Genomic DNA, 12,247 nt, shown 5'->3' with positions numbered 1-12,247 from the left:
GTCCCGTTTCGTTACCGTTCATCCCCGAAGGGATTGCGATTTGATTGCCCCATACAGGGCTAGCCTTCAGGCGACGCCAAAGCGCCGCCCCCAAAGAGTTACTGCTTGGCGCGCTCTTCCAGCATAGCAACTGCTGGCAGTTTTTTGCCTTCCACGAACTCGAGGAATGCGCCGCCGCCGGTAGAGATATAAGAGATCTTATCTTCGATACCGAACAGGTCGATGGCAGCCAGCGTATCGCCGCCACCTGCCACTGAGAACGCATCGCTATCGGCGATAGCATTCGCCACGATTTCGGTGCCTTTACGGAAGTTCGGAAACTCGAACACGCCAACCGGGCCGTTCCACAGAATGGTTTTCGCGCCTTTCAGAATCGCGGCCATTGCCTGAGCGGTTTCGTCACCGAAGTCCATAATCTCTTCGTTATCCGCTACTTCGGAAACCTTTTTCACGGTAGCCGGCGCAGTTTCAGAGAATTCCGTGCCTACGCGAGAATCGGTAGGAACCGGGATGCCATGCTCGTCACGCAGCTTTTTCGCTGCTTCAACGAAGTCTGGCTCGTACAGTGATTTACCGACGTTGTTTTCGATAGCCACGAAGGTATTCGCGATACCGCCGCCCACAATCACGGTGTCAGCAATTTTCACCAACGACTGCAGCACATCAAATTTGGTCGACACTTTAGAACCGCCAACCACAGCAACCAGCGGACGCTCTGGGTTGCTCATTACTTTGCCCAGCGCTTCCAGCTCAGCTGACAGCAGCGGACCGGCACAAGCGATTGGTGCAAACTTGCCCACGCCGTGGGTAGAAGCCTGTGCGCGGTGCGCGGTACCGAACGCATCCATCACGAACACGTCGCACAGTGCGGCATATTTCTTCGACAGGCCTTCTTCGTCTTTTTTCTCGCCTTTGTTAAAGCGCACGTTCTCCAGCACAACCAATTCGCCCGCGCCGACTTCAACGCCGTCGAGATAATCTTTAGCCAGGGTAACGTTGGTGCCGTTCAGTTTGTCTTTCAGGTAGTTAACAACCGGCAGCAGGGAGAACTCTTCGTTGTATTCACCTTCGGTCGGACGACCCAGGTGAGAGGTAACCATCACTTTCGCGCCCTGTTTCAACGCCGCTTCGATGGTAGGCAGAGAAGCACGAATACGTGCATCTGACGTCACTTTCCCTTCTTTCACTGGCACGTTGAGATCGGCACGGATCAGAACGCGTTTACCAGCAAGATCCAGATCGGTCATCTTAATTACAGACATGGTGAACCCTCTCGTTGATTCTCATAAGTTTTGCCAGACGCAGTCCGCGTCTTACCTGAAACCGCTTGCGGCCATTGCTAACGTGGTGTCGATCATGCGGTTAGCAAAGCCCCATTCGTTGTCACACCAAACCAGCGTTTTGATAAGGTGATGACCACTGACCCGCGTTTGCGTGCCATCGACTATGGCACTGTGCGGATCATGGTTAAAATCTACTGAGACTAACGGTAATTCCGTATAGTCAACTATACCACGAAACGCCCCTTCTGACGCATTTCGCAACAAGGCATTAACCTCGCAGGCCTTCACCGCTTCGCGCACCGACACGCTCAAATCAATGGCTGTCACGTTGATGGTGGGCACGCGCACCGCAATCGCCTCAAAGCGATCGTTAAATTTCGGAAAAATACGGGTAATGCCAGCAGCAAGACGCGTATCTACCGGAATGATCGATTGGCTGGCGGCGCGGGTACGACGCAGATCGCTGTGATAGGCGTCAATCACCTGCTGATCGTGCATCGCCGAGTGAATGGTGGTCACGGTGCCCGACTCAATGCCAAAGGCGTCATCCAGCAACTTGATCACCGGAATAATGCAGTTGGTGGTACAGGATGCGTTGGAGACAATGCGGTCAGTTTGTTTAAGAGCTTGTTCGTTCACACCGAACACGACAGTGGCATCGAGATCGTTGCCGCCCGGATGCGAGAACAACACTTTCTTCGCCCCTGCTGCCAGATGGGCTTCGCCATCAGCGCGGCTGCCGTACACGCCGGTGCAATCCAGCACGATATCCACATTCAGTTCGCGCCACGGCAACACATCGATTTCCGCCTGATGCAGGATGCGAATGGTGTCGTCGCCAACAAACAGCTGATCGCGCTCCTGGCGCACATCAAAGGCAAAACGGCCGTGGCTGGTGTCGTACTTCAGCAGATGCGCCATCCCGGCGGCATCGGCCAGCTCGTTAATGGCGACCACGGTGATCTCAGCCCGGCGACCGGTTTCATACAGAGCGCGCAACACGTTACGCCCGATACGACCAAAACCATTTATTGCTACGCGAACGGTCATTTCTACCTTCAACAACACCCGAAAAAACGTGCCGATTAGCCTGAGCGTTTCACACCGTTTTGTACAGGGAATTATTGCCTGCTCTCACCGGCAAGATGCACGTTTTCGCTGGCGACTGAAACGGTTCAGCTAGAGTAATGCAAGAGAGGAATAACGGGAATGATTGCGATCAAGTGAGTGGCGGAATATTGGATCTACGTCACAATTTTTGCACTGCGGAATTATTACTACAGGAATAATTGAACCGTTTCAGGTTGGAGGTGGTGAATCAATAAGGGCGCCCCAGCTGGGACGCCCTTTATACCCGCTGTGTAGGGTCGCCATTGATGGCGACCTCAAATCACAGAATCGATTTCGCCGTGTTAACCACGTTCTCAACGGTGAAACCAAACTCTTTGAACAGCTGATCCGCAGGCGCTGACTCACCGAAGGTGGTCATGCCGACGATCGCCCCGTTCAGGCCGGTGTATTTGAACCAGTAATCCGCGATACCCGCTTCAATCGCCACGCGTGCGGCAACTGCTTTCGGCAGCACGGATTCACGGTACGCCGCGTCCTGCTTGTCGAAGGCGTCGGTGGATGGCATAGAAACCACGCGCACCTTGCGTCCTTCCGCCGTCAGCTGCTCGTAAGCGCTCACCGCCAGCTCCACTTCTGAACCGGTAGCGATCAGGATCAGCTCTGGTGTGCCTTCACTGTCCTTCAGCACGTAACCACCACGCGCCACGTTCGCCAGCTGCTCAGCGCTGCGATCCTGCTGCGCCAGGTTCTGACGCGAGAAGATCAGCGCCGACGGGCCGTCAACACGTTCAATGGCATATTTCCACGCCACCGCTGACTCAACCTGGTCGCACGGGCGCCACAGGCTCATGTTTGGCGTCACGCGCAGGCTGGCCATCTGCTCAACCGGCTGATGCGTCGGGCCATCTTCGCCCAGACCAATCGAGTCATGGGTGTAAACCATGATCTGACGGATTTTCATCAGCGCGGCCATACGTGCGGCGTTGCGCGCGTACTCGACGAACATCAGGAAGGTGGCAGTGTACGGCAGGAAACCGCCGTGCAGCGCGAGGCCGTTGGCGATGGCGGTCATACCGAACTCGCGCACGCCGTAATGGATGTAGTTGCCCGCCGCGTCTTCATTGATTGGCTTAGAACCGGACCACATGGTGAGGTTGCTTGGCGCCAGGTCAGCGGAGCCGCCCAGATATTCCGGCAGGATTTTACCAAAGGCTTCGATGGCGTTCTGCGAGGCTTTACGACTGGCGATTTTCGCCGGATTGGCCTGCAGCTGCTCGATGAACTTCTGCGACTCGCTTGCCCAGTTAGCGGGCAACTCGTTGTTGACGCGGCGTTTGAACTCCGCAGCCAGCTCAGGATGTGCAGCGGCGTAGGCAGCAAACTTCTGGTCCCACGCAGACTCTTTCGCCTGGCCGGCTTCTCTGGCATCCCACTGCGCGTAGATGTCGGAAGGGATTTCAAACGGACCGTGATTCCAGCCCAGCTGCTTACGGGTCAGCGCGATTTCATCGGCACCCAGCGGCGCGCCGTGCGAGTCGTGCGTACCGGCTTTGTTCGGCGAACCGAAGCCAATCACGGTTTTGCACATCAGCAGCGAAGGCTTGTCGGAAACCGCTTTGGCCTCTTCAACCGCTTTCTTAATCGCGTCGGCATCATGACCGTCCACGCCGCGCACCACGTGCCAGCCGTAGGCTTCAAAGCGTTTAGCGGTGTCGTCGGTGAACCAGCCGTCAACGTGACCGTCGATGGAGATGCCGTTGTCATCATAGAAGGCAACCAGTTTGCCCAGCTTCAGGGTGCCGGCGATAGAGCAGACTTCGTGTGAGATGCCTTCCATCATGCAGCCGTCGCCCATAAACACGTAGGTGTTATGGTCTACGATGTCATGACCCGGACGGTTGAACTGCGCCGCCAGCGTGCGCTCGGCAATGGCAAAACCCACTGCGTTCGCAATGCCCTGACCCAGCGGGCCGGTGGTGGTTTCTACGCCTGCGGTGTAGCCGTATTCCGGGTGGCCTGGAGTTTTAGAGTGCAGCTGACGGAAGTTCTGCAGCTCGCTCATTGGCAGATTGTAGCCAGTGAGGTGCAGCAGGCTGTAAATCAGCATTGAGCCGTGACCGTTCGACAGCACAAAGCGGTCGCGATCTGCCCACAGCGGGTTAGTAGGGTTATGGTTCAGGAAGTCACGCCACAGTACTTCGGCGATGTCCGCCATGCCCATCGGGGCACCCGGATGTCCCGAATTGGCTTTCTGTACTGCATCCATACTTAACGCGCGAATGGCGTTGGCAAGCTCTTTACGAGAGGGCATCTTCTACTCCAGGTCGGATTAATGCTCCGCCACGCTTAACTTATTGTAATTAATCAGTTATAAGGCGAAGCGAGAAAAAAGTCGCACATCAATGTACATGAAAATCAGGACAAAAGTACATGCATCTGGGTGCTAAATCACGGGTAACCGTTTGCATTTCCGGCCTTGTCTGCTAGCCATTGCACAACATGCGAGCTATAACCAAATCGTTTAAACACCTGTGACGGTTTCAGGTGTTTGTTTTCTTTACCTTGTTACCCAAAGGATGCCGATATGAAAATGAGAGCTACCATTGTTGCTCTGGGAATGGCTTCGTTGCTGAGCGGCTGCGAAGGATTTGATAACAACGCGCTGCTGCAATCTGGTGCGCAGGCTTATCAGGCCTACGCGCTGAATGATGCGCAAGTGAAAGAGTTAAGCGATCAATCTTGTGCGCAGATGGATAAAGACAATCAGGTTGCACCCGCCAACAGTGAATATCAGCAGCGCCTGAACAAAATCGCTGCGGCGTTGGGGGATAACATCAACGGCGTGCCTGCCAACTACAAGGTTTACCAGACCAAAGACGTCAACGCCTGGGCGATGGCCAACGGTTGTATCCGCGTCTACAGCGGGTTGATGGATATGATGACCGACAACGAAGTTGAAGGTGTGCTCGGTCATGAGATGGGCCACGTCGCACTGGGCCATACGCGTAAAGCGATGCAGGTGGCGCTGACGACCACTGCAACGCGCACCGCTGCGGCTTCCGTCGGCGGCGTGATTGGCTCGCTGTCACAATCGCAATTGGGTGAAATGGGCGAAAAACTGGTAAATGCACAGTTCTCACAAACCCAGGAAACACAGGCTGACGATTACTCGTTTGATCTGATGAAAAAGCGTGGCATTGATCCGATGGGATTAGCGACCAGCTTTGAGAAGCTGGCGAAGCTGGAACAGGGGCGCCAGAGTTCAATGTTTGATTCGCACCCGGATTCGGAAGCGCGCGCCCAGCATATTCGTGAGCGCATTGCCGCTGGGAAGTGAATTGTGCTGGCTGTCCCCCTCCTCGATCCTCCCCCATCAATGGGGGAGGAAGATGCTGCAATAGGTAGGCTCAGAGGCTGCATATAGCAACATCTCCTTCCCCCGTTAACGGGGGAAGGCCGGGATGGGGGACAGCAAGCAAAGATCAAGCAAGCAATAATCAACGCTTAAACAATCCATCCACCATCGCACCCAAATCCTGGGTATTCGACGTCATAATGTGGCCCTGCGGCGATAGCTTATCAATCACCTGCGGCAATAAGGCAGCCAGCGTACCGGACGCACCATGTACATCGGTGCCGAGCTTATCCGCCAGCGACTGCAGCTGATCATTGCCAAGCGCGTTTTGAATCTCGCCGCCATCAATCGACATGTTACTGCCGCTGCCAAGCCAGCTATTCAGCACCTGCCCCAGTCCGCCCTGCTGAAACTTCTGCAGCAGCACCTCAACGCCGCCCTGTTCCTGCACCCAGTTCCAGATAGCCATCAGCTGTTGCATCTGGTTGCCCTGCCCGCTTCCGTTGCTGTTTCCCAGCGATCCCACTAAATCGTCCAGTAAACCCATAGTCGCCTCCGCAGATTAATTAACCGCCAATAAGTGTAGCCGCAAGCAAAAGGATTAACCTTTATTTGCCGCCTGCACGTGCAGCATATCCAGCGCCAGTGTGGCTGCTGCCAGCGAGGTTAGATCGGCGTGATCGTAGCCCGGCGCCACTTCCACCAGATCCATGCCAACGATGTTCATGCCCTGTAAACCGCGAATCAGCTTAGTGGCTTTATCACTGCTCAGACCGCCAATCACTGGCGTACCGGTGCCCGGTGCATGAGCGGGATCGAGGCAGTCGATATCGAAGGTCAGATACACCGGCAGATCGCCAACGGTGCGCTTCACTTCCGCCAGAATGTCATCAACGCTGCGGTCGTTGACCTGCGCGGCATCCAGCACGTTGAAGCCGAGGCTCTTATCGAATTCGGTACGAATGCCGATCTGCACAGAGTGTTGCGGATCGATCAAACCCTCTTTCGGCGCGGTGAAGAACATGGTGCCGTGATCGAAGGTTGGGCCATTGGAATAGGTATCGGTATGCGCATCGAAATGCACCAGCGCCATTTTGCCGAAGTGCTTAGCGTGCGCGCGCAGCAGCGGCAACGTAACGTAGTGGTCACCGCCAAAAGTCAGCATACGCTTACCGTTTGCCAGCAGTTTCTCGGCATGCGCCTGCAGTTTGTCAGAGAGATCCTGTGAATCGCCGAAGGCATAAACCAAATCGCCGCAGTCCACCACGTTCAGACGCTGACGCAGATCGAAGTCCCACGGCCAGCGGCAGCCTTCCCACGCCAGGTTGGTTGAGATCTGACGAATCGCGCCCGGCCCTAAACGACTGCCCGGACGGCCTGAGGTTGCGGCATCGAAAGGAACACCGGTGATCACCCACTCAGCGTCGCTGTCGTATGGCTGGAAGTTCAGCGGGAAGCGCATGAAACCGAAGGCGTTAGAAACCAGGGAGTTATCGTACTGATTGCCCAGGGTGTTATACATAATTCGTCCTCATTAAGGCGGTAATCGTTTCACCAGTTTAGGAGATAAATAAAAAATCCCCTCCGCGTCGTTAGGCCCGACGAGGAAGGGATTGATTGGCGCGATTATCGCGGAGATTTTAGCGCCCTGCAATCGGACAGCATCAATCACCGCTCCCGCATCGCCTCCTTCCCCTTATTAAACGGCTTGATCAGATAATCCATCACCGTCTTCTCACCGGTCTTAATATCCACGGTAGAAACCATGCCGGGACTGATGGAGAAGCGCTTACCGGCTTTATTCTGCACATAGTCGTTATCGGTGCGGATAAACACGCGGTAGTAGTAAATTTCCGGCTTCACCTCATCCTGAATGGTATCCGGCGAGATGCTCTCCACCACGCCGTTCAGGCCGCCATAAATGGCGTAGTCATAAGCCGAAATCTTCACCACCGCCCGCTGGCCGGGATGAATAAAGGCGATATCGCGCGGTGACAGGCGTGCCTCAATCAGCAGCCGATCGTTCATTGGCACGATGTTCATCAGCTCGCCATTCGGTGGCACCACGCCGCCCACGGTCGAGACTTTGATATTTTTCACGATGCCGCGCATCGGCGAACGGATGGTTAATCGCGTCACCGTGTCTTCGCGTCCTCTCACCACTTGCGCCATGCTGTCGGCTTCGGCGTTGGCTTTCGCCAGCTCCTCGCGCGCCTGAACATAATATTGCGAACGCATATCGGTGAGTTTCAGCTCCAGATCCGACTTATCGCGCTGCAAACGCAGCACTTCCACGCTACTGGCGGCGCCGGTTTTCGCCAGGCGCTGCGTGATGGCCAGCTCGCGGTTGGCCAGCGCCAGCGACTCTTTGAACTGCGCGGTGGCATCAGTCAGCTGCGCGCGGCGGGTTTTGTACAGCCGCGTTTCTGACGCGATCAGATCGGGAAACTTATTCAGCTCCGCCGGGAAACTCAGCGGCTGATCGTTCACTTCAGCATTAAGGCGCGAGGCGGCAGCCAATGCCGCACGATAGCGCGCCGCGCTTTCCCCGACGTTAGATTCCGATCGCGTGGCATCCAGACGCGCCACCACTTGCCCGGCCTGTACCTGATCGCCTTCATGCACATACAGCTCGGTGAGAATGCCGCCTTCCAGCGATTGCAGCACCTGATCGCGCGAACTGGGGATCACTTTGCCGGTACCGGTTGAGACTTCATCCAGCACGCCAAACCATGCCCAAATCACCGTAACGAGGATCAGTGCGGTACTGATGACGATCAGTCGCACCGCGCCGGTGTAATGGGTTTCGGATCGCAGTTCACCCAGCAGATCGTCGGAGGAATCCACTTCTGCCGCCGTGACTAAACGCAGTCTTGCCGGTAATTGTTTGATCATGATTGCGTCTCCGGCGGAATGCCGTTCGCACGCGGTGCCGGCAAGGCGTTCTCTTTCGGGCTATCCATCACCAGTTGTCCCTCTTTCAACACCAGCACACGATCCACCAACGCGAGGATCGCCGCACGGTGCGTCGCCACGATCAAGGTGCGGCCGTTGAGCCACTGTCCGAGCCGTTCGATAAACTCTTTCTCGGTATGATCGTCAAGCGCCGCCGTCGGCTCATCCAGCAGGACAATGTTGGGATCGCGCAGCAGCATGCGCGCCAATAGCAGCGACTGACGCTGACCACCAGAAAGCCCAACGCCGCCTTCCATGATCGGATGATCAAGGCCGAGCGGCAGACGACGAATGAAATCCGCGCCGCCGCTGACGGTGAGTGCGCCGAAGATGGCATCATCAGTGGCGTGCGCCGCGCCCATGGTGAGATTTTCTCGTAACGTGCCGTGGAACAAGCGCGCGTTTTGCGTCAGCAGGCCCACGTTGCGCCGCACATCTGCTACATCTATGTGCGGCAGGCTGAGGTTATCCAGCCGCAGTTCACCGCCGACCAAATCGATGCCGCCGATCATCGCCTGCAGCAAGGTTGATTTGCCCGATCCGTTACGTCCCAGCACCGCAATGCGCTCGCCCGGTTTGATGGTCAGGCTTTTAATGCGCAGCGCGATGTTCAGCGAATCGGTGTAGTAACGGAACATCGCATCGGTGAATTGGTAGTGACCAAACAGCACCGGCGTGTGAATGCGCGTTTCATCTTTGCTGTTTTCCACCGGCAAATTCATCAGCGCATCAAGACTGCCTTTCGCCGCTTTCACCTGTTGCCAGCGCGCCAGCACGCCGCACAGCGTGGCCATCGGCGCAATCATGCGGGAAGAAAGCAGCGACGCCGCCACAATCGCACCGGTGGTGATGTCGCCGTTGATCACCATCGGCGCACCGATCACAATCACGCTGGCATACACCAAGCCCTGCACGGTGACGCCCCAGGTAATCAACGAGTGCATCACTTTGCGCATCTCCACGCCGGATTGCGCGGTAATGCGAATGTAGCTGTTCCACTGTTGCAGGAAGCGATCTTCCGCCTGCATCAGCTTGATATCCTCCAACCCTTGCACGCTCTCCACCAGCACCGCATTACGCAGCGTCGACTCTTTCAGGTTTTGCTGCGCCAGCTTCGAAAGCTTTTTCTGGCTCAGCACGCCCGGCAAGATCATCAGTAGCACCGCCACCGGCGCAATCCACGCCAGCTGCGGCGCGATAATCGCCATCACCAGCATGAACAGCAGGAAGAACGGCATATCAACAATCGCGGTCACTGTGGTTGAGGTGACCATTTCGCGGATCGCTTCCAGCTCACGCAGCTGCGAGATAAAGGTGCCGGTCGAACGCGGCACCGCGCTGTTTCGCAGCCGCAGTGCGTGCCCAAATACCCGATCGGAGACGCGCATATCGGCGCGCTTGCCCAGCAGATCGGTCACGTGATCACGCCCGACGCGCAGGATGTAAGTGAACACCACCGAGATGATCACGCCAATATACAGCACGTAGAGCGTGGGATAGGACTGCGCCGGAATCACCCGATCGTATACCTGCATTGAGAAGATAATGCCGACCAGCGCCAGCAGGTTGATCAGGAAGGATCCGAGCATCACGTAGCCGTACGGCCGCAGATCGTGCAGCACCAGACGGCGCAGCCAATCCGGTTTCACCGTGGCGAGATAGCGATCGACACGGCTGTCTTTGGCTGCGGTAACCGGACGCAGCGCGGCGGCAAAACGGATTTCCGGCAGCAAGGTTTCCAGCGCAATCGGCGCGGGCTGTTCATCACCCGCGAAATGCACCCGCACTTCATCATCGCCATCAAACTGGGTGATCACGCCCACCTGACCGTCGGCCAGTTCGATCGCCAGCGGCAAGCGCCAGCTGGTGATCTCCCACTTGTTCTCTTCATACAGCTGCAACGATAAACCGGCCTGACGCGCCAGATGGCGCAATGCTTTATCGCGCGACTGTTTGCCCTGCCATTCGGCAGCAGCCATGATCATACCCGGCGAACAGGGCAAGCGATAATGGGTGGCAATCAGGATGATCGCGGTGGCCCATCCGTGTAAGGGCACGTTTCCCCCGGACGCGCTGTCGGGCGCGTCGGGAATCTGTAATTGCGTCATGGCTGGATCTCCACGGACTGGATCCGCTGATTATTCAAGGCAAACGCCGACCGCATATGCCCGGTGCTGTAGAGGCAATCGAGCTGCAGTGAGCGCAACTGGCTGATGGTTTGCTGGAGTGTAAAACGGGTCTGGAACACTTCCTGCTCGGCGTTGAGTACATCCAGCAGCGGACGCGTGCCGAGTTGCAGATACTGATCCTGATAGAGCGACTGGGTTTTCTCGCCCAGCGCCTGTTGCCGTCCCATGATCGCCAGGCTGAGCGACAGGCTTTGCGATTCGTTTTGCGACTCGCTCAGTTGCTGACGCGCTTTAAGCCGCGCCGAGTTAACCGCGGCATTGGCCGCCTGCAGCGCATTGGCGGCTGCGTCACGGCTGGCGGTGATGCCGCCGCCCTGATAAAGCGGCATTTCCACTTTCACAAATGCCGAATATTGCGTGCGATCCAGCGTTTCGCTGCCGGAGTAGTGATTGTTGAGATAATGCGTCACCTGCGGTTCCAGCGAGATGGTCGGCATGTTTTGCGCGTTAGCATTATCGAGTTTGGCCTGTGCCTGATTAGCCTGCGCCCAGGCGGCCAGCACCGACGGATTGAGCTTGTCATCGGCTTTCGCCACCTGACAGGATTGGGTGAGTTTGGTGGGGAAATCGTCGCTGACTTTTTTCACCAGCGGCCAGCCAAGATAGGTCGCCAGCGTGGCGCGCCAGCGGTCGAGGTTGGCTTGATACTGCGTTAAGGTGGTTCGCGCACCTTCGATACGCGCATCGGTTTGCGTGGCATCCGAAAGCGATGCCGCGCCCTCTTCATTACGCTGGCGCGCCAGATCGCCAATCTTGCTCAACGCCGTGAGCTGCTGTTGCGCAATGATCACCAGTTGCTGATAACCCTGCACTTCCACCAGCGCTGCGGCGGTATCGTGCGCCACAGTATCAATGCTCACCAGCACGTTGGCCTGCTCCTGCGCCACGCCCGCTTCGGCGGATCGCACTGAACTGCTGACCTTGCCAAAGTCATACAGCATCTGTGAAACCGACAGCACAAACGACGGGCTGAAACCCTTTTCGCTGTAAGCGTTGCTGTAGCCGTTGTTCATGCCCGCGCTGATTTGCGGATAATATTTGGCTTTCGCCACATCAACCTCATTGGCCTGCTCCAGCATTTTCCCTACCGCCTGCGCGATATCGGGATGCCACTGAATGGCGCGCTGCACCGCCTGGTTGATGGTCAGAAAATCGGGGACATTAGCGAGGGCGGGTTCCGCCACCTCACCGGTTAATGAAGGCAGTTCTTGCTGTTGCGCTAAACCTGCTGAGGTGATTTGCCCCGCGCGGGTTAACGCCTCACTGGCCGCTAAAAGTTGAGAACTGTAAAGTAAAGCCATGCCCGCACAGAGAACGCCGAGCTTAAACGAACGGCGAAAAGTTGCGCCTGAGTGCATCAGTTCCATCGATAGTCCACCAGTCAATAAAGAGAA

General features: G+C 56.6%; 9 protein-coding genes. 1 reads left to right on the top strand and 8 read right to left on the bottom strand.

The window, feature by feature from the left end:
- Positions 1–98 precede the first annotated feature (98 nt).
- The 3 genes from pgk to tkt form a co-directional block, all read right to left on the bottom strand.
- Positions 99–1,262: a phosphoglycerate kinase gene (pgk, locus tag PanJK_RS09535; RefSeq protein WP_222211091.1), complete on the bottom strand. Its 1,164-nt coding sequence runs from the start codon at positions 1,260–1,262 to the stop codon at positions 99–101.
- Positions 1,263–1,313: 51 nt separating this feature from the next.
- Complete coding sequence (epd, locus tag PanJK_RS09530) at positions 1,314–2,333, bottom strand: erythrose-4-phosphate dehydrogenase (RefSeq protein ID WP_256697315.1); 1,020 nt, start codon at positions 2,331–2,333, stop codon at positions 1,314–1,316.
- Positions 2,334–2,673: 340 nt separating this feature from the next.
- Positions 2,674–4,665 carry a transketolase gene (gene tkt / locus PanJK_RS09525; RefSeq protein ID WP_265299229.1) on the bottom strand — a complete coding sequence of 664 codons (1,992 nt, stop codon included), beginning with the start codon at positions 4,663–4,665 and terminating at the stop codon, positions 2,674–2,676.
- 273 nt (positions 4,666–4,938) lie between these two features.
- On the opposite strand from tkt, the gene PanJK_RS09520 reads away from it, so the two are divergent.
- A complete protein-coding gene (locus tag PanJK_RS09520; RefSeq protein WP_008107309.1) occupies positions 4,939–5,691 on the top strand; it encodes a M48 family metallopeptidase in 753 nt (250 codons plus the stop codon).
- 160 nt (positions 5,692–5,851) lie between these two features.
- On the opposite strand, the gene PanJK_RS09515 is transcribed toward PanJK_RS09520, so the two are convergent.
- From PanJK_RS09515 to PanJK_RS09495, 5 genes are all read right to left on the bottom strand, one after another.
- On the bottom strand, positions 5,852–6,256 hold the full coding sequence (locus PanJK_RS09515) for a YidB family protein (protein WP_265299226.1): 405 nt from the start codon (positions 6,254–6,256) through the stop codon (positions 5,852–5,854).
- A 54-nt stretch (positions 6,257–6,310) separates the two neighbouring features.
- Positions 6,311–7,231, bottom strand: coding sequence for an agmatinase (gene speB, locus PanJK_RS09510; RefSeq protein ID WP_007890305.1), 921 nt, complete (start codon positions 7,229–7,231; stop codon positions 6,311–6,313).
- A gap of 146 nt (positions 7,232–7,377) precedes the next feature.
- Positions 7,378–8,604, bottom strand: coding sequence for an HlyD family type I secretion periplasmic adaptor subunit (locus tag PanJK_RS09505; RefSeq protein ID WP_256697320.1), 1,227 nt, complete (start codon positions 8,602–8,604; stop codon positions 7,378–7,380).
- Positions 8,601–10,772: a type I secretion system permease/ATPase gene (locus PanJK_RS09500; RefSeq protein ID WP_265299222.1), complete on the bottom strand. Its 2,172-nt coding sequence runs from the start codon at positions 10,770–10,772 to the stop codon at positions 8,601–8,603. The genes PanJK_RS09505 and PanJK_RS09500 overlap by 4 nt, the downstream gene beginning before the upstream one ends.
- Entirely contained in the window at positions 10,769–12,220 is a 1,452-nt protein-coding gene (locus PanJK_RS09495) for a TolC family outer membrane protein (protein ID WP_265299220.1), read from the bottom strand. The genes PanJK_RS09500 and PanJK_RS09495 overlap by 4 nt, the downstream gene beginning before the upstream one ends.
- Positions 12,221–12,247: the final 27 nt, after the last annotated feature.

The organism is Pantoea sp. JK, from assembly GCF_026130245.1.
Classification (GTDB): domain Bacteria; phylum Pseudomonadota; class Gammaproteobacteria; order Enterobacterales; family Enterobacteriaceae; genus Pantoea; species Pantoea trifolii.
Note: the sequence above shows the minus strand (reverse complement) of the source record. Positions and strands in the feature narration are given on the sequence as shown.

What these genes read in the sequence shown, in the direction of transcription:
- pgk (WP_222211091.1), bottom strand. Translation starts at nt 1,262, where the DNA reads ATGTCTGTAATTAAGATGACCGATCTGGATCTTGCTGGTAAACGCGTT.
- epd (WP_256697315.1), bottom strand. Translation starts at nt 2,333, where the DNA reads ATGACCGTTCGCGTAGCAATAAATGGTTTTGGTCGTATCGGGCGTAAC.
- tkt (WP_265299229.1), bottom strand. Translation starts at nt 4,665, where the DNA reads ATGCCCTCTCGTAAAGAGCTTGCCAACGCCATTCGCGCGTTAAGTATG.
- PanJK_RS09520 (WP_008107309.1), top strand. Translation starts at nt 4,939, where the DNA reads ATGAAAATGAGAGCTACCATTGTTGCTCTGGGAATGGCTTCGTTGCTG.
- PanJK_RS09515 (WP_265299226.1), bottom strand. Translation starts at nt 6,256, where the DNA reads ATGGGTTTACTGGACGATTTAGTGGGATCGCTGGGAAACAGCAACGGA.
- speB (WP_007890305.1), bottom strand. Translation starts at nt 7,231, where the DNA reads ATGTATAACACCCTGGGCAATCAGTACGATAACTCCCTGGTTTCTAAC.
- PanJK_RS09505 (WP_256697320.1), bottom strand. Translation starts at nt 8,604, where the DNA reads ATGATCAAACAATTACCGGCAAGACTGCGTTTAGTCACGGCGGCAGAA.
- PanJK_RS09500 (WP_265299222.1), bottom strand. Translation starts at nt 10,772, where the DNA reads ATGACGCAATTACAGATTCCCGACGCGCCCGACAGCGCGTCCGGGGGA.
- PanJK_RS09495 (WP_265299220.1), bottom strand. Translation starts at nt 12,220, where the DNA reads ATGGAACTGATGCACTCAGGCGCAACTTTTCGCCGTTCGTTTAAGCTC.